At 63.9% G+C, this 18125-nt stretch carries 14 protein-coding genes, 1 tRNA gene and 1 pseudogene; 4 read left to right on the top strand and 12 right to left on the bottom strand.

From position 1 onward, the window contains the following. Positions 1-16: 16 nt before the first annotated feature. Positions 17-490, bottom strand: a complete 474-nt coding sequence (locus C1878_RS15085; RefSeq protein WP_114602431.1) for an Rrf2 family transcriptional regulator — start codon at positions 488-490, stop codon at positions 17-19. A 350-nt stretch (positions 491-840) separates the two neighbouring features. Here C1878_RS15085 and C1878_RS15080 point away from each other — a divergent pair, with 350 nt between their 5' ends. Continuing rightward, the gene (locus C1878_RS15080; protein WP_114602430.1) at positions 841-1464 is read left to right on the top strand and encodes a 5-formyltetrahydrofolate cyclo-ligase; all 624 of its coding nucleotides are present in this window, start codon (positions 841-843) and stop codon (positions 1462-1464) included. Between the two features lie 106 nt (positions 1465-1570). Here the strand turns inward: C1878_RS15080 and C1878_RS15075 are convergent, their stop codons facing one another. Together C1878_RS15075 and C1878_RS15070 are read right to left on the bottom strand one after the other, a co-directional pair. Beyond that, positions 1571-3226: a Na+/H+ antiporter NhaC family protein gene (locus tag C1878_RS15075; RefSeq protein ID WP_114602429.1), complete on the bottom strand. Its 1656-nt coding sequence runs from the start codon at positions 3224-3226 to the stop codon at positions 1571-1573. Between the two features lie 220 nt (positions 3227-3446). After that, on the bottom strand, positions 3447-4448 hold the full coding sequence (locus C1878_RS15070; RefSeq protein WP_114602428.1) for a YdcF family protein: 1002 nt from the start codon (positions 4446-4448) through the stop codon (positions 3447-3449). Between the two features lie 173 nt (positions 4449-4621). Here C1878_RS15070 and C1878_RS15065 point away from each other — a divergent pair, with 173 nt between their 5' ends. After that, the gene (locus tag C1878_RS15065) at positions 4622-5296 is read left to right on the top strand and encodes a hypothetical protein (protein WP_147272968.1); all 675 of its coding nucleotides are present in this window, start codon (positions 4622-4624) and stop codon (positions 5294-5296) included. Between the two features lie 12 nt (positions 5297-5308). On the opposite strand, the gene C1878_RS15060 is transcribed toward C1878_RS15065, so the two are convergent. The 7 genes from C1878_RS15060 to C1878_RS15030 all read right to left on the bottom strand — a co-directional run bounded on the left by C1878_RS15060 (position 5309) and on the right by C1878_RS15030 (position 14125). Then, positions 5309-6853 (bottom strand): sodium:solute symporter, encoded by a 1545-nt coding sequence (locus tag C1878_RS15060; RefSeq protein WP_114602426.1) that lies wholly within the window; start codon positions 6851-6853, stop codon positions 5309-5311. Between the two features lie 713 nt (positions 6854-7566). Next, a complete protein-coding gene (locus tag C1878_RS15055; RefSeq protein ID WP_114602425.1) occupies positions 7567-8802 on the bottom strand; it encodes a phenylacetate--CoA ligase family protein in 1236 nt (411 codons plus the stop codon). Between the two features lie 237 nt (positions 8803-9039). Continuing rightward, a complete protein-coding gene (locus C1878_RS15050; RefSeq protein ID WP_241963781.1) occupies positions 9040-9981 on the bottom strand; it encodes a diguanylate cyclase domain-containing protein in 942 nt (313 codons plus the stop codon). Between the two features lie 213 nt (positions 9982-10194). Continuing rightward, positions 10195-10806 (bottom strand): indolepyruvate oxidoreductase subunit beta, encoded by a 612-nt coding sequence (locus tag C1878_RS15045; RefSeq protein WP_114602423.1) that lies wholly within the window; start codon positions 10804-10806, stop codon positions 10195-10197. Beyond that, positions 10799-12820 (bottom strand): thiamine pyrophosphate-dependent enzyme, encoded by a 2022-nt coding sequence (locus C1878_RS15040; protein WP_114602422.1) that lies wholly within the window; start codon positions 12818-12820, stop codon positions 10799-10801. Before C1878_RS15040 ends, C1878_RS15045 begins: the two co-directional genes overlap by 8 nt. A 39-nt stretch (positions 12821-12859) precedes the next feature. Further along, a complete protein-coding gene (purE, locus tag C1878_RS15035) occupies positions 12860-13330 on the bottom strand; it encodes a 5-(carboxyamino)imidazole ribonucleotide mutase (RefSeq protein WP_080144197.1) in 471 nt (156 codons plus the stop codon). Between the two features lie 129 nt (positions 13331-13459). Continuing rightward, positions 13460-14125: a TetR/AcrR family transcriptional regulator gene (locus C1878_RS15030; RefSeq protein ID WP_114602421.1), complete on the bottom strand. Its 666-nt coding sequence runs from the start codon at positions 14123-14125 to the stop codon at positions 13460-13462. Positions 14126-14377: 252 nt separating this feature from the next. Between C1878_RS15030 and C1878_RS15025 the strand changes: the two are divergent. Then, a pseudogene (locus tag C1878_RS15025) lies at positions 14378-14521 on the top strand (twin-arginine translocase TatA/TatE family subunit); the annotation flags it as partial. 138 nt (positions 14522-14659) lie between these two features. On the opposite strand, the gene C1878_RS15020 reads toward C1878_RS15025, so the two are convergent. Beyond that, positions 14660-15058 carry a hypothetical protein gene (locus tag C1878_RS15020; RefSeq protein ID WP_114602419.1) on the bottom strand — a complete coding sequence of 133 codons (399 nt, stop codon included), beginning with the start codon at positions 15056-15058 and terminating at the stop codon, positions 14660-14662. A 111-nt stretch (positions 15059-15169) separates the two neighbouring features. Then, a tRNA-Phe gene (locus C1878_RS15015) sits at positions 15170-15245 on the bottom strand. Between the two features lie 345 nt (positions 15246-15590). On the opposite strand from C1878_RS15015, the gene C1878_RS15010 reads away from it, so the two are divergent. Then, positions 15591-18116: a GGDEF domain-containing protein gene (locus C1878_RS15010; RefSeq protein WP_114602447.1), complete on the top strand. Its 2526-nt coding sequence runs from the start codon at positions 15591-15593 to the stop codon at positions 18114-18116. Positions 18117-18125: the final 9 nt, after the last annotated feature.

The following is an 18125-nucleotide window of genomic DNA, read 5'->3' as shown; positions in this document are numbered from 1 at the left end:
GGCGCGCTTCCGCAGGTTAGGCGGTTTGGGCGAGGCGCTTGCCTTCGTCTTCGAGGCGTTCGGCCAAAAACGTGCGGCGGTTGTCGCCGTTCTTCACGCTTTCGAGCATCATCTCGATGGTCAGGCTGTCCAAGTAAGCGTCGAAGCTCTCCTCGATAAGCTGATAGGTTTGCTTGACGCCCTGCACCATGGCGCCGCCTTTGCGCGACGAGCGCTTGGCGCGGGTGGACGCCTTCGCGTCCTCTTCGAGCGCCGACATGATCTGCAGCACGGTGATGTCAGACGGTTCCTTGGCCAGCCGGTAACCGCCGTGCTTGCCCGGCCGCGCCTCGATGAGGCCGGCGTTGCGCAGCAACTGGGCCAGCTGTATAAGATAATCGCGTGGTATGGACATGTCTTGCGCGATGTCTTTCGAGGAGCACGTGGTACCCTGTGCGGCCAGGTACAGGATGGCGCGCATGCCATAGTCCGTCGATGCCTTGAATTGCACGTTGTCTCCTAACTCGCTGCTGCATCGGCATTACATTGCCAGCATCCGATGAGCTGCTTACATATATATAAGTCGGTCACTTTACTTTGTCCTTGATAACACAAAAGACGCCGTGAAACAGCGCCTTTCCGACAGTTCCGCTCTGGCGTTGGCAGAGCAATCCAGGACGTTTTGAGTGTACCGAAAGCAGAACGATTATAGCAAGGTCATTGAGCCGTTTGCATAGCAAATCGAATGGAAACGGTTACGTCTACGCAATCTTGACCTGCAGTTATCGACTGTTGATAACTGCGCAGGCACTGCGGGGCCGCTCGGCGCCTGCGGCGTTGCCGGAATGATATACTGGCCGCATGGACGAGAAGACGAACTTGCGCGCAACCAAACTTGCTCAGCGCGACGCGCTGAGCAAGCAAACACGCGCCCGCAAGAGCGCAAACGTGTGCGCGAAGGTCACAGCCTTGACGGTCGAAGCACTGCAGCGGCCCTTCGCTGCGACGCGCGAAGGGCGGGAACCGCGCGTTGCGGTGTACGCCGCCATGCGCAGCGAGGTAGACTTGCAACTATTTGTTGAAGATGTGTTTTCTCGAGGCTGGATTCCTTGCTTTCCCTGCATGGTGCGCGACGAGCCGGGTGCCGAAAGCCGCATGGCGTTGTATCTCGTACCCCCCGATCGCTACGACAGCGCACGGGAGGACTTTCTGAACTCTCCGCTGCGCTGCCTGATTCGCAGAGAGCTCGCCGAGAAAGGCTACGAGGAGGCCGACCCCTCCGAACTCGATGCGGTGGTGGTGCCGCTTGTGGCGTTCGACGATGCGGGTAACCGCCTGGGCTACGGCGGCGGCAACTACGACCGCCTGCTGCCATGCTTGCGGGACGACGCGCTCATCGTGGGCGTGGCGTTCGACGAACAGCGCGCGGACGCCGTCCCGTGCGAGCCGCACGATCGTCCGCTGCCGCATATCGTGAGCGCGTGAATCGCGCCGTCGGGCACGTTTCGGAAAAGAAAGAGGCGTCGGCCGCCCGTAGGCAAGGCCGACGCCCCCTGTTCGCCATGCGCGATACCGAACATGCAAGCCCGCGCTATTTCGCCGTCCCGTACTTCGACTTGTTCAGCACCAGCACGGCGGCCACCATGAGCACGACGCCCACTGCAAGCGAAATCCACGGGTTGCCCGTGAAACCGGCGATGAGGTAGCCCACCAGGCAGGTCACGGCCACCGTCGACGCATAGGGCAGCTGCGTGGCCACGTGGCGCAGATGGTTGCACTGCGCGCCGGCCGACGACAGGATGGTGGTGTCGGAAATGGGCGACACGTGGTCGCCGTACACCGCACCGCCCAGCGTGGCGCCGATGGCCACCAGGAACAGCGGGTCTTCGGCCGGGAACACGCCGATGACGATGGGCAGGATGAGTGCGATAGTGCCCCACGACGTTCCCATGGCGAAGCCGATGAACGCGGCCACCACGAAAATCACGGCCGGCAGCAACGCCAACCCCACGCCGATGCCGTTCAAGAACCCGCTCACGAACTCGCCCGTGCCCAGCAGGTAGCGGCACGTGCCGCCCAAACTCCACGCCAGCACCAAGATCATGATGGCGCCCACCATGGATCGCACGCCCTCGGCGATGCCGTCCATGTAGCCCGACAGCGTCATGAGCTTGCGCGGCAGGAACATGATGGCGGCCACCACCAGGGCCACGCACACGCCGATGCACAGGCCGAACACGGGATTCTCGCCCACGGCAGTGGAGAAATCCACGCCCTTGAAGAACCCGCCCGCGTACAGCATGCCCAGGATGGAGAAGATGATGAGCACCACGATGGGCACGATAAGGTCGAACACCCGCCCCTTCTCGGAAATGGCCATGCCCTTGAACTCCTCGACGGCAACCTGGGCGGCCTCGTCGAGCTCGTCCTCTTCGGCGATGACGGTGTCCATGTTCAGCGGCAGCTGGTCGGCCGCGTCGGGGTCGGATATGCCCACCATGGACATGGCTTCGAGCGCGCTCTCCTTCGGCGGAATGCGATGCTGCTGCTCGGCCGGTTGCTGCACCTCGGCCTCGGCCACGCGCATGGGGCCGAAGTCCTTCTTCGTGGCGCACATGAAGAACACGAACACGATGGTAAGCAGCGCGTAGAAGTTGTACGGGATGGACTGCACGAACGTGGTGAAGCCGCCTTCGCCCAGGTAGCCGCCCACGGCCACGGCCCACGACGACACGGGCGCGATGATGCAGATGGGCGCCGCCGTGGAGTCGATGATCCACGCCAGCTTCTCATGGCTGATGTGGAAGCGGTCGGTGACCGGGCGCATGACCGCGCCCACCGTGAGGCAGTTGAAGTAGTCGTCCACGAAGATGATGATGCCCAGCACCGCCGTGAGGATCTGCGCCATCTTCGCGTTCTTGATGTGCGTGGCCACCCACTCGCCGTACGCGCGCGACCCGCCCGCGCCGGCTATGACCACCACGAGCGCCCCCAACAACGCAAGGAACAAAAGCAGCGCCCCGTTGCCGGCAATCTGCTCGGCCATCATCTGCGGCACCATGGTGAACGAGTCCACCAGCTGCTCCGCGCCCGCGCCGTTCAGGCTGAACTGGTAGATCACCATGCCGGTGAACACGCCGATGGCGAGCGAGGAGTACACCTCCTTCGTGATGAGCGCCAGCCCCAGCGCTAGAATGGGCGGAATGATGGACCACACGCCCGTGCTGATAAGGTCGAAACCTTCCATATGCGTCCCCTTTAGTCGCACCGGATCCATGGGCGTCGATGACCCCAACGCCGAATTATGCGCCCTAGTATACGGTATATGAAGCGTGCGAGCAGCAAAGACACGGCGTTTTGCGCCATTTCGGGCACAGGGGAACCGGGGGCGCCCGAAAGCCGGGACGCGGCCGTCTCCGTGCAAAGCCGCGCGAAACCCGTCGGACCGACGGCGACCGCGCAATCGGCTATATCTGGAACAGGGCGATGGCCGCAGGCACCAGCCACAAGGCGAAGACGACGGCGAACGGCCATTTGTGCGCCGCGCTCACGGCCACGTACTCGCGGATGAAGGCCGTGGGCCAGTAATAGCGCGCCGTCTTGCTGCCCACGCCGTCGGCGGCAAGGCCGATCTTGTGGGCGTACTCGGCCGTGCGGAACACGTGGTAGTCGCTCGTGACCACGGCCGCGCGGTAGGCGTTCGCACCGGAACGCGCGTCCATGATGGCCTTGCTGTTGCGCAGGTTCTCCATGGTGGTGGTGGATCGGTCTTCCATGATGACGGCATCTGCCGGAACCCCGCGCTCGCCCACCAGGTAGTCGCGCATGGCCTGAGCCTCTGAAACCTGCTCGTCGACACCCTGCCCGCCCGACGCCACGATGAGCGCACGGCTGCCGCCCGCCTTCCACAACTCGACGCCCTTGTCGAGCCGCGCGGCCAGAAGCGGCGTGGGGCGCGTGCCCTGCAAGCCCGCGCCGTGCACCACGATGTAATCGTAGTCGCGGCGTTTCGGGAGACGCCGGTACAACCACGAGTACAGCAGCAGCGCTGCGAACGTGAACGCCACGTACGAGCCCTCCATGACCACCAACAGGGACAGCAGCAGCACAGCGGGCGGCGCCTGCAGCATCACGAACACCGGCATGGCAACGCACACCGCCACGATGAGCAGCGCGAACAGCCCCGGCAGCGCATGCGCGAGCGAGAACCCCTCCCGCTTCACCACCACTACGGTGTTCGCCAGCAAGAACGCCACCAGCGCCACCGTGCCGAACGGGATGGCGGCCAAGCCCAAGAGCACGAGCCCCGGCGCGTCGAACTGGATGGACAGGCCGCAGAACGCGAACAAGCAAAGCAGCAGGAAGTACAGCGCGTTGCGGAACTGCCGCGGCTCCTTGCAGTAATTGCGCACGAACAGAAAGCCGAACACCAGCGCGGGAAAGTATATGAGGACGAGCTGGAAGATCATGCAAATGCCTTCGACAAGAGGTGCGAGATCGTCATCCGACAGTATAGCGTTCGCGCACCGCTGTCACAAAATTGTTCTTTTAACACCAACGGGGAGAAACGCGCGTGCATTCCTCCCTGTCGAAGCGCATACTGGGGAAGAAGCCATCGGTCCAACCAACAGAGGTGATAGCCATGCCCCTCAGCCGCAACCGATCGAACCGCAGTCCCTTCGCTAGCTCCGCAACGATACTCGGAACCTTTTTGCTGCTTGCCGCGTTTTGCCTGCTGGGCGCGCTTCTCGCCGGATGCGCGAGCAACGCGCCGAAGGAGCAGGCAGCCGACAGCATGCCGGCCGCGTCCGACCAGCCGATCGAGACGCCCGAAACGAACGCCGCGAACGCCGCCGTGCCGAGCGGTGGCGACGCTCCGTCTTCAACGAGCCCGAACGCCATCGACGATCAGTACGCGCAAGCAAAAAAACCGGCCGAGCATGTGACGCCACGCCTGGACGACGGCTCACGGCCGCCCGAAGCCGACGGTCCGCGCGTAGAGGACCGCAGCGGCGTCTCGATCATCGTACAAGCGAACACGCGATCCGAAGAGCTGGCCGGCTCTATGACCGCGACCCTCGTCGACGAAGGCTACGACGTGCGCCACGTCGCGTCTTTCGACTATCCAGTGGCGCTCGTCGTGTATCGAGGCGAATCGCTGGCCGCCGACGCGTTCGCCATCGCCGAGGAACTGGGCATCGAATGGGTGGAGGAAGCGGCACCCAACAAATACAACCAGTTCGACAGCGACATCCTCGTTGCCGTGGCTCCCATCAACATGTACTCGCGCGAACTTTTGGTGTGGCCTGCGCTCTGATCGAGCGTGTTTTTACGCGTCCTCTTCTTCCAGCTCCATTTCGTACTCGCGGTCGATGGCGCCCTCGACGCGGGGCGGATCGACTTCGAAATCAACGCGCTTGGTTACCAGGCTCACCAGCGGCACGATGACCAGCGACAGCACCATGGCGATGGCGCCGCAGTTGATGGGGCTGGCGATGAACGGCGCACCGAAGAACCCGGAGATCATGTTGCCCGTGGTCAGCCCCACGCCCACGATGAAGCTGGCCCACACGGCCGGACGCGAGATGCGCTTGGAGAACAGCCCCCAGAAGAACGGGCCGAGGAACGAGCCGGCCAGCGCGCCCCACGAGATGGACATGAGCTGCGCGATGAACGTGATGGACGAATTGTACTGCACGAGCGCGAGCACGGCCGAGATGATGATGAACACCACCAGCAGCACGCGCATGTAGGAGAGCTGCCTCTTCTCGCTCATGTTCTTCACCAGGTTGTCCTTGATGAGGTCGAGCGTGAGCGTGGACGACGATGTGAGCACGAGCGACGACAGCGTGGACATGGACGCGCTCAGCACCAGCACGATGACGATGCCGATGAGCAGGTCGGGCAGCGTGGACAGCATGGTGGGGATGATGGAGTCGTACACCGGCGTGCCGGCCGCGGTCATCTCAACCTGGCCGCCGTACAGCCGCCCGAAGCCGCCCAAAAAGTAGCTGCCGCCCGCCACGATCATGGCGAACACCGTGGAGATGATGGCGCCCTGCTTGATGGCCGGGCCGCTTTTGATGGCGTAGAATTTCTGCACCATCTGCGGCAGGCCCCACGTGCCCAGGCTGGTGAGGATGATGACGCCTATGAGGTCGGGCAGGTTCGGCCCGAAGAAACTCACGAAGGGCCCGGCCATCTCGGAGCCTTCGGCCGGGATGAGCGAGAGCGTGGTGATGGCCTCCGTGAAGCCGCCGTTGTTCACGAGCACCGCCACGATAACGGCCACGATGCCCAACAGCATGACGATGCCCTGGATGAAATCGTTCATGACGGTGGCCATGTAGCCGCCCAGCACCACGTAGATGCAGGTGATGACGGCCATGCCGATGACGCACCACTCGTACGGCAGCCCGAACGCCATGCCGAACAGGCGCGACAGGCCGTTGTACACGCTGGCCGTGTACGGAATGAGGAACACGAATATGATGGCCGCGGCCGCGATGCGCAAACCCTTCGACTGATAGCGCGCGCCGAAGAACTCGGGCATCGTGGACGCGCCCAGGCGGTGCGTCATCTCGCGCGTGCGCGGGCCGAGCACCCACCAGGCCAGCAGGCTGCCCAAAATGGCGTTGCCGATGCCGATCCACGTGGCGGCCACGCCGTACTTCCACCCGAACTGGCCGGCGTAACCCACGAAGATGACGGCGGAGAAGTAGCTCGTGCCGAACGCGAACGCCGAAAGCCATGGCCCCACGTTGCGCCCGCCCAAGATGAAGCCGTCGACGGTGCCGGTGTGTCGTCGGCAGTAAATGCCCACGCCCACCGCCACGCCCACGAAGATGAGCACCATGCATATTTTTTCGATCATGAGAGAATCCTTCTGGTTCGTTTACTTGCAGGTCGAACCAACGTCAGCGAGAGCTGCTGCGGTGTCGATAATCGGCTTGTCATGCGGCCGAACGTGCTTTCACACGTGAGGGCAAGCATGAAAGAGCCGAGGATCGGCGCTGCAGCAGCTCGCAGCGTCGGCAAGTTCCGCAGCTCGGCAGAGCGACGGAACTTCCAAGGCGCACATGACTTTGCCTGCTACGGGCGCGCTATGCCGGAGCCCGACACGACGCAACACCACGGGCAAACCCATGTGCTAGAGGTATCGGTAGGAATAGTAAGGAAGGGCCCGGTAAGCGGAAGCCTCGTTGGACGAAGCCGCACGACCCGAAGCGAACGGGGCCAAAGATTCGGAAGACCGGGGAGCGAAGGAGCGCCACGCGGCCGCAACGGCCAGCTCGAAGCGCCAGCGCTGCTCGACGGCCATATGTCCCTTCGCGGAATTCATGCGACTACTTTACCACAGTGGAGCGTCGGCGCAATGCAAAAAGTTTGCAAATCGCCTGATAGCGAACGAATGTTTCACGTGAAACACCGCACGGAGGCATTTTTTTAATTCGGTGATGTCGTTGCCTGCGATGTATCGATTACCTTTTCGGCTCATCGAAAAACGGCGACGCACCTCGCCACGAAGCACGAGCGCCCGCCGCCTTTGAAGGGCGACGGGCGCTCGAATGGCTGTTGAATGGCGTTTTAGTAGCGGTTGTCGAAAATGCGCTGGGTCTTCTTCTCGGAACGGGGCAGCTCGCCGATGGCGACGCCCTTGGCGACCGGCGTGCAGCCGATCTTGCCCTTGAAGATGAACGCGAGCTCCTCCTCGACCTTCTTCTTATCCTCGCCGGTGGCCTCGGTTTCGAAGAACACCGTGAGTATGTCCTTGCCGAACAGGTGGTCGATCATCACCTGGTACTCCGACGAGGCGCCGTCGGTGAAGCGGATGACCTCCTCGATCTGCGCGGGGAACATGTTCACGCCCTTCACCTTCACCATGTCGTCGGTGCGGCCGATGAGGATGTCGATGCGCGGATGGTGCGATCCGCAGGCGCAGTCGCCGGGCAGGATGCGCGTGAGGTCGTGCGTGCGGTAGCGGATGAGCGGCGCGCCCTGCTTGCGCAGCGTGGTGATGACCAGCTCTCCCGACTCGCCGTCGGGCACGTTCTTGCCCGTCTTGGGATCGACGATCTCGCAGTACACGTAGTCGTCCCAGATGTGCATGCCGTTGTGCTCGTCGCACGAGATGCCGATGCCGGGACCGTATATCTCGGTCAGGCCGTAGATGTCGTACAGCTCCACCCCCAGCTCGTCGGCAATGCGCTTGCGCATCTTGTCGCCCCAGCGCTCGGATCCGATGACGCCCTTGCGCAGGCAGATATTGTCGCCGATGCCCTGCTCGGCGATGGCTTCGGCCAGAAGCAGCGCGTAGGAGCTGGTGGCGCACAGCACGGTGGACTTCAGGTCCTGCATCATGCGCAGCTGCTTCTCGGTGTTGCCCGGCCCCATGGGGATGGCCATGGCGCCCAGGCGCTCGGCGCCCAGCTGGAAGCCGATGCCCGCCGTCCACAGGCCGTAGCCCGGCGTGATCTGGATGCGGTCGCGGTTCGTGATGCCCGCCATCTCGTAGCAGCGCGCGAACTGGATGGCCCAGTCGGTGACGTCCTGCTGCGTGTAGGGGATGATGACCGGCGTGCCCGTAGTGCCCGAGGACGAGTGGATGCGCACGACCTCCTCGTCGGGCACGGCCTGCAGGCCCAGCGGATACACGCGGCGCAGGTCGTCCTTCTCGGAGAACGGCAGCTTCTCGAAGTCTTCCTGGGTTTGCACGTCGGCAAGGTCGATGCCCTCGAACTTCATGGCGTAGAACGGCGAACGCTCTTTCAGGGTTTTGAACTGGTCTTTGATAAGCGCGAACTGATCGTTGGTGATCTGCATGGTGATCCTCTTCTCAGACGATGGTCTTCTACCGGGTGCAAAGATGCTTCAAGCCCGCCAAGCGCGAGTCTTGAAGCTAAAGCCATCGCCCCGCCGAAACCACGGCTGGGGTGGAGAGGATGTCGGATGCGAATTCCATACGTTCATTTTAGGCGAACACGCGGAGAAAGCAAAGAAACAAGAGCGGTTTTTCAGGATGACGGGGCATAAAAGACGGCGCGAAGCCGGCGGCGACGCCTACCAGCTGAACCTGCCCCTGCCCCCACGCTTGCTTTCGTACAGCGCCCCGTCAGCCGCTCGGTACAGATCGTAGAACGTGTCGCCGCGAACGGCCCGCACGATGCCCACCGAGCATCCCAAACGCACCGGCCTGCCCTGCGAACGCCCTTTCCAGCAATCGATGAGCTCCTGCGCTTTGGCCTCCGCCTCTTCGACCGAAACCTCGCACGTGGTGAACACGGCGAACTCGTCGCCGCCCAGCCGGCCGAGCAGCGCGTCGCGCGCGAACACCTGCCCCAGCACGTCGGCGAACTCCCGGATGACCCGGTCGCCCTCGGGGTGTCCCAGCGTGTCGTTCACCGTTTTGAAGTAATCGAGGTCGATCATGAAGAACGCGCTGCCCGCGCCGCCGTCGATAAGCTCCGACGCCACGTACTTCTCGAACGCCGCGTGGTTCAGCAGCTCGGTCATGGAGTCGAGCTCGGCCCGGCGCTCCAGCGCCTTGGAGTACTTGAGTGCGGCGTTCGCCTGCTCGGTGACGGTTTTGGGGTAGTACTCGTCGCGCTGCTGATCGGCGTTCGGCATGGAGTGGTGCAGGTGCGTGACCAGCCACCGGTCGCCCTCGCGGCGAAACGCCAGGGTGAAACGCGTGTCCATCTCCACGAGCAGCGGTTTGGGTTGGTCGGCTTTCTCGCGAACCCACAGCGTGCCGAACACGATGCACGAGTCAGAGCCGAGCTGGCGCGCCTCGTAGTACTCGTCGAGTATCTCGAACGTGATGCCCTGCGACTCCGCCTGGTCGTTTTGGTATCCCTGGATGAACGAGTCGAAATCGACGTAGAACTCGTGCTTGCCCGTGCCGATGAGGGAAAGCTCGCCAGGGTCAAGGGATGAGAGAATGAGCTGGAGGCCTTCGTCCGAGGGCTCGATGACATAGGCGCGCCACAGCGCTTGCGTCATTTGAACCGCTTGGTCGAGCCACGCACGATCCATTTCCTGCCGCATTGCCGCCTCGCTTTCGACCCAGGGAACACCCGAAATCTTCGCTGCGCACCGAGCTCTTTCCCTTGGAATTTCAACCGATGCTTCAATCTCATCAGTATACCAGCATCCCCTCTCGATTAGCATCGGAGGGGGTGTTGATTAAGAGGCGGAAAGGGCGCGTTGCCTGCGTTACGAGCCTTGTCGACAGGAAGCGGCCACCTCGTCGATCGCGGCCAGGTTGAGAGCGACGAAGCGGGGCTTGACGCACACCTCGACGGCGCTGCGCAAATCGTCTAGGTCGAGCTCGATATGCCCGGCGGCCAATGCGCTGGCGAGCAGCACCGTGTTGAGCACCTTGCGGCTTCCCACGCGCTCGGTGAGCGCAGCGTCGTCAACGGCCACGAACGTTGCGGCCGTGTCCGCCAGCTGGCTTTCGAGACGACGCACGATGGCGGAGGCCCGATAGGGCTTCGCCGCCAACGCGGCCGTGACGGGCTGGAGCGCCGTCGTTGCCGTGACCAGCACGCCTTCGGGGGCGAGGAACGGCAGCACGCGCGCGGCTTCGGCCGGCTCGAACGCGATGACGAGGTCGGCCGAGCGCTCGGCCAGCAGCGGGGCGAACACGTCCTCGCCGCGATCCCCCATGCGCACATGCGACACCACGTTGCCGCCGCGCTGCGCCATGCCGATGGTCTCGGCCGTGCGCACCTTCCACCCCTTGCTCTGGGCGGCTTGGGCCAGAACCTTGGCCGCGAGCACGGTCCCCTGACCGCCCACGCCGGCAAGCAGAACGTTACGCATGGGAACCCCTTTCCAACTTGTCATCCTGAGCGGAGGCGGCATTGCCGCCGGAGTCGAAGGATCCTGGGCGAGATCCTTCGACTCCGCGCTGCGCGCTCCGCTCAGGATGACAGAGCGCGTCGAAGGGACACACCTGCGTGCACAGGCCGCAGCCGTTGCACAGGCTGGCGTCGACGAACGCCTGGCCGCGCTCGCGGCTCTTCGGCCCGCGCGCGTCGGCGTCGAAGCCGATGCCGGGGCAGCCGATCTCGGTGATGCACTTCTTGCAGCCCGTGCACGCGTCGGCGTCGACGGTCGCGGGAGCGCCCGGCTTCACCAGCTGCACGCACGGCGACTCGAACAGAACGGCCGAGGGGCCCTCGTAGTCGAGCGCCTCCTTCGCCGCCGCGACGGAGCCTTCGAGGTCGAGCGGGTCGGCGTGCACGATGCAGCCGAAGCCCACGGCCTCCAGCACGCGCTCGATGGAAACGGGCTCGCGCTTCGGGCCCATGAGCGTGACCCCGGTGCCGGGGTGCGGCTGCGAGCCGGTCATGGCTGTGGTGGCGTTGTCCAGCACGCACACGGTTATATCGTGGCCGTTGTACACGGCGTTCACGATGCCCGGCAGGCCGCTGGCGAAGAACGTGGAGTCGCCCACGAACGACACGTGCTTCTTGTGCGGCTCGGCCACGGCAAAGCCCTGCGCCATGGTGATGCCCGCGCCCATGCACAGGCACGTGTCCACCGCATCGAGCGGCATGGCGTTGCCCAGCGTGTAACAGCCGATGTCGCCGCACAGCACGGCGGGTGCCTTGCCCAGCGCGCGCTTCACCGCGTAGAAGCTGCCGCGATGGGGGCAGCCGGCGCACAGCACGGGCGGCCGCACCGGCAGCGGGTCGTCCGCGGTGTCGTACGCCAGGGGCTCGCCGGCCGCAGCCGCCTCGGCCACGCCCAGGAACCGCGCCAAGCGGGCGGCGACGTCGTCCACGTCGTTCTCGCCGCGATCGCGCGCGTCGCCGGTGAGCTTGCCCTTCACCTGATAGGGCGCGTGCGCACGCCCGGCGTGCTTGAGCAGTTCGTCCTCCAGCACGTGGTCGAGTTCTTCCAGCACGAGCACCTGCTCCAGGCCCTCGGCGAAGCGCGCGGCGGCGTCCTCGGGGAACGGGAACGGCGTGCCCACCTGCCAAAAACGGTAGGCCGGCACTTCGATGCCGTGCTCGGCCGCGCGAGTCTCCACCATGCGCAGCGCCTCGCGGGCGTAGGCCGCCGATACGCCGCCGGCCACGATGCCCAGACGCGGCGTGCCCTCGCTCGTCGCACCGCCTTCAACCATCGGGTTGAACGCAGCAAGGGCGGGCTCGTGCGCGAAGTCGCGCGCGATCTGCGCAAGCCGCTCGTTGATCTCGCCGTGCGCCTGGTAGGCGCGGCGCGGGAAGATGATCCACTTCGGGTCGCGCTCGAAACCCTCGTCGGGCACGGGCCGCGCATCGGTAGCGTCGGCCACCTCGAAGAACGTGGACGCGTGGTTGATGCGCGTGGTGGGACGCACGATGACGGGCGTGTGGTAGCGCTCGGACAGGTCGAACGCGGCCCTCATCATGGCGAAACCCTCGTCGGGCGTGGACGGGTCGAGCACGGGCATCTTCGCGAAGGCCGCGAAGCGGCGGGTGTCCTGCTCGGTCTGCGACGAGATGGGACCCGGGTCGTCGGCCACGAACAGCACCGTGCCCCCCTTCACGCCCACGTAGTTCAGGCTCATGAGCGGGTCGCTGGCCACGTTGAGGCCGACCTGCTTGCAGGTGAACAGGCAACGCGCGCCGGTATAGGACGCGCCGGCCAGCAGCTCGAGCGCGCTTTTCTCGTTCGTCGACCACTCCACGTGAACGCCGCGCGCCGCGCCGGACGCGTGCAGCTTCGCCACCGTCTCGATGAGCTCGGACGACGGCGTGCCCGGATAGCCCGCCACCACGCGCACGCCCGCTTCGAGCGCCGCATGCGCGAACGCCTCGTTTCCCATCAGCAGTTTCTTCGTCATGCTTCTTGCCTGTCCCGTCTCTCGCCCCCGGTAGCCGATCTACGCCTCGGCCATGGCCTTCTTGAAGTCGATGATCTTCTGGCGGGCGCCGTCGCAGCCCGTGCCCATGATCTGCACGGCCAGGATGGCGGCGTTCTTCGCGCCGTTGATGGCCACGCACGCCACCGGCACGCCGGAGGGCATCTGCACCATGGACAGCAGCGAATCCAAACCGCCCAGGTCGCTCGTCTTCATGGGCACGGTGATAACCGGGTTGGGCGTATAGGCCGCCACGACGCCGCCCAGATGGGCCGCCTTGCCCGCGGCCGCGATGATCACGCGGATGCCGCGCTCGTGGGCCGTGCTGGCCCAGTCGTGCACCTCGGTCGGCTTGCGGTGGGCGCTGGCCACCTTCACCTCGTAGGGCACGCCGAATTCGTCGAGCTGCTTCATGCACGGCTCCATGGCGGGCATGTCGCTCTCGGAGCCCATGATGATGCCGATGACCGGGTTCTTCTGTTCACAGGACATACGATCTCCTTCGTCTAAGAGACGCGCCGACTGCGGCGAAGCGCACCTTTCCATTCGCAATTCCCTATTGTACGGGTTTCGGAAAGCCCGCGCTTGCTCATGCGCGCATTTTCACGCAGGAGATGCGCCTTACCCCACGATCCTCCTGACGACGGCTTCCACATCGGCGGCTTCGGGGAACGGGGCGCCGGGGTCGGCCGCCGTTCGGGCGAGCGCGAACTTGGCCGCCTCGAGCGCCTGCGCCACCACCAGGTTCGCCTCCTCGGCGGCCGTGAGATCGTCGGCGCAGGTGCGGATCTCGGGATGCCGTTCAAGGTACGCGGCGAGGATGCTGCGGAAGTCGGCCACAAACCCGAACGTGGCATCTAAGAACAGCTTCATGAGCGCAGGCGTCTGGGCCACCAGGCGGGCGCGCATGGCGGCGATCTCGCTGGTCCAGTCCAAGTCGCGCACCACCTTCAGGAAGAGCATGAGCGTGGCGTGGTAAGGCGTGGCGGGCGCAAGGCGGTCGTAAGCGGCGTGGACGGCGGCTGGATCGAGGTTCACGGGGCCCAACCCCACGATGGCGGCGTCCTTCGTGGGAAAGTAGTTGAAGAACGTGCCCTGCGACACCACCGCGCGCTCGCTGATCATGGACACGGTCACGTTGTCGTAGCCCAGCTCGTCCACCAGCGAGATGGCCGCATGCTCGATGGCGGCACGCGTCTCGCGGCGCTTCCGCTCGCGCAAGGATTCCACCGGAGCCTCATCGGCAGTTCCCGTCGGCACGTTGCTCGCCTGGTTCGGCTTGGCCATGCCTTGGCCCTCCCCTTCTCGGATCGTTCGCGCTTTTCCTGCATTATACGGAAGTTTTGCGATGCAACTATTTATTTGCATCAATTTTATAGTCACTATAAAATTATGGCTGCTATACTATTGGAAACGACATGCGCATGCGAGGAGCGACGGCATGCGGGCCCGCCAGGCCCGCGCCAAACGCGTCGGCACCCCGTATCGCGCGAAAACCAAGGATGCTCAAGTGCGATCGACCGCGAAAGGGGCGGACAAATGAAAATCTTCGGCATGGGACTGCCCGAACTGATCCTGATCCTTGCGGTCGTGCTCATTATCTTCGGCCCCAAGAACCTCCCCAAGCTCGGCGGCATGCTCGGCCGCACCGTGAAGAAGATCCGCGGCCGCGTGGAAGAGGACGACGACGCCGCTTCCGGCGCCCAGACGGCGTAGCCTGCACCTCTCGGCATCACGACGCTGCCGGGGCAATGCAAAACGCCCGAGGGAGGTAACTGCGTACCGTTCGGGCGCTTAGCAATTCATACTATATTCGCCGCTCTACTTTATGTCAATGACAGCGCCGTGACGGTTCACGAAAAGCACGTGCGTCACCCCGCCGAGTTCCGACGACCACTTTCGAAGCTCGCGCTCTATCGCGGCATCGGGGACGCCCTTCATACGCCGGGAGTCGAAGACGATGTTGCCCGACTGCCACCGCGCGCGCTTCAGATTGCGCTCGACGGCCTTGATACTCGATGCCGTCGGTGATTTCATCTCCCACATCTTCCCGTCGATCAGCGCGTCGGCCGAAGTCGCGTAGGGCTCGTCGCTCTTCTTGACGAACTCCACATCGAAGCCTGCGCGGGCGAGCGCCTGCGCCGTCTTCTGCTCGTGCGGCCAAACGTTGGCGTCGCCGGGAACGATGATCTTTCCGATTCTCTTTTTCATGGGGAGCATTGTACCCGAAACTAGCTACCAGATACACGCTTTGGCCTATAGCCCCCGAACCGAAGGCACAAGCGAAAAGCGCCCCGCGAGCCATTGGTTCGCGGGGCGCTTTTGATAGCGTGGTGGTCGGAGGGGGACTTGAACCCTCGACACGCGGATTTTCAGTCCGCTGCTCTACCAACTGAGCTACCCGACCACATAGGCGTCCGTGAGGACGTGGAACGATATTGTACCGGTCGCCCGCGTCGGGGTCAAGCGAACGCGCCGCATTTCCCTCAGCTTTTTCGCTGACCATGCGCAACGCCGCCGTTTCGAGCCGGGCGGCAGGCGACGAGCGGGAGCATCGCGCATCCAGCAAAACATTGAATCAACCGATATCTGTTGCGCCGTCGGTATCATCAACAGGGGGGAGTTATAATCACTTTCATGTGCTTCGAATTGAAACGGGCCATAGGGGTTCGCGCATTTCGCTGAGGGGGTAATAGCCATAAGCCGGTTCCGATCGTCACATTCGACCGCCATGACGCGGTCTGCGATCGCCATGCTTTTGGCATGTATGCTCGCCCTCGCTCCCGCGCTCCCCGGCGTCGAAGCCAGTCGAGCTTTCGCCCAAACGACCGAAACCGCCTCTGGTTCCGCACCCGCGCAGCAGCGCGTGGTGAAGGTGGGGTACATCGACTTGAAGGGCATGATCGAGCGCAACGACGACGGCTCGTTCAGCGGTTACACCTACGATTACCTCGTCCATGTCGCCCAGTACACCGGATGGACCTACGAGTTCGTCGAAGCGCCTGGCGAAACCGACGACGAGCGCGCTTTGGCCCTTCTGGACATGCTCGACAACGGCGACGTGGACCTTGAGGGCACCATGGTGTACAGCGCGCAGCTCGCTGAGATGTACGAGTACCCCCAAAACAGCTACGGCATGGCCCACACCGCGCTGTTCGCTCCAGACAACGGCACGCTCACGCAAACGAACCTGATCACGCGCGGCACGCTGCGCGTCGCGCTGTACCAGAGCGCCAAGCAACGCCGCGAGGAGCTGATGTACTTCTGCGACCAGAACAACCTGAAACTCGAAACCGTGGAGTGCTCGTCGTTCGCGGAGATGCAAAGCCGCACGCTCTCCGGCGAGGCCGACGCGCTCCTCGACGTCGACGTGAACATTCACGACGGGTTCAACATGGCGGCTTGGTTCGCCGCTCGGCCCTACTTCTTCGTCGCGCCGCACGGGCAGCGCGAGATCATCGACGAGCTCGACGCGACCATAGCCCGCATCAACGAGAGCGACCCGACGCTGCAGAACACCCTGCGCAGCAAGTACTTCATGGAATCGAACGAGAACTACACGCTGACGGAAGACGAGCTGGCGTTCGCCCGAAACCACCGGCCGCTGCGCGTGGGCGTCCTGTCGGACAAGCAGCCCGTCCAATCCTTCGACCCCGCATCAGGGGAGCTCAAGGGCGTGACGCGCGGCGTGCTGGACTATCTGTCGAACGAGGCCGGCTTGAAGTTCGAGATAGTCCAGCTCGAGCGATCCGACGACATGGCGGCGGCCATCAAAGCGGCCGACGTGGATATGGTGGGCGGCATCGACGCGAACTACCACGTTTCCGAAAGCCTCGACCTGTCGCTTTCCGCCCCCTACCTCACCGCCTCGACGCTCATCGTGTACAACAAGTTCATCAACCCCGACGAGTTCCCCACCAAGAAGCTCGCCGTTCCCTGGGAGCTCTCATCCCTCGCCAAGAGCAGGGGCAACATCGTGGTGTACGACACGCTCGAAGCCTGCCTCGAAGCCGTGAACGACGGAGAGGCGGACTACACGTACGCAAACACGTACACGGCTCCGTACTACACGAGCATCGGCAATCTGGGCAACGTGCTCACCCTGCCGGAATCCACCAGCGCCAGCACGACCGCGTTCGGCTTCGTGCGCCCGGTGGAGCCGGAATTGCTGCTCGTGGTGGACAAGCTCGTCCGCGGATTGCCTTCGGAGCAACGGGACTCCATCATGTACGACAACGCGCTCATCGACCAAAGCGAGCAGGTGAGCCTGTTCGTGCAAGATCACCTGCTCGAAATCGCGTTGGGATGCATCACCCTTCTGATGGTCGTCATCGTGTTGCTGGCCCTGTACCTGCGAACCCGCACGCGCGCCGGGCAGCGCATGCGCGAGGAGAACCGCCGCTTCCAGAAGCTGTACGGCTTGACGAACGAGCAGCTTTTCGAGTACTCCATGGAAAACGACACGCTGATCCTGTCGAACCCGAAAGGCCCCAACGTTATCGCCGAGATTCCGAACAGCGAGCAGTCAGAAGACGGTTCGTACCGCATCCTCCACCACGCCCATGCGCAGATCGCCTCCAGCTCCGACCCGGAGATGCTCGACGCGTTCACGTCCCCCAGCCGTCTGGCGACCGACCTGCCGTACAAGTTCGCCAATGGCGAAGACGGATGGCTCCGCGTCATTTCGAACCTGGTGACGGACGACGCGGGACGGCCCATCTCGGTTATCGGGAAAGTCGTCCGCATCGACGACGAAGTACGCGAGCGCATGGACCTTTCCAAGCGCGCGCATCACGACGGCCTCACCGGATTGCTGAACTGGGAGACGTTCCGGGAGCGCGCCGGCGAGCTTCTTTCAAATGGCAAGGCCGGGGCGCTGCTCATCATCGACGCGGACGACTTCAAGAGCGTGAACGACACCTACGGCCACTTGGCGGGCGACGGAGCGCTGCGAAAGACGGCGGAAACCCTGCGGGGCGCCTTCCGTCCGAACGATCTGATCGGACGCTTGGGCGGCGACGAGTTCGCCGTGTGCCTGAACGGATCCATCGACCACGACCAGCTGGTCGAACGGTGTGCGCGCATCATCGGCGAAGGCGTGGCGTTCGTCGACCAAGACGACGCGAAGCACTCGGTCACGCTCAGCATCGGCGGCGTAGAGCTGAAAGGCGCGTCCGCCTCGTATCGCAGCGCCTACCAGCAAGCCGACAACGCCCTCTACCGCGCGAAGAACGAGGGCAAGGACCGGTTCGTGATAGAGAAGGTCGCGGGCAAGTAGCGGGGCACG

Source organism: Gordonibacter sp. 28C, assembly GCF_003339845.1.
Classification (GTDB): domain Bacteria; phylum Actinomycetota; class Coriobacteriia; order Coriobacteriales; family Eggerthellaceae; genus Gordonibacter.
This window is presented reverse-complemented; position numbering and strand designations above follow the sequence as displayed.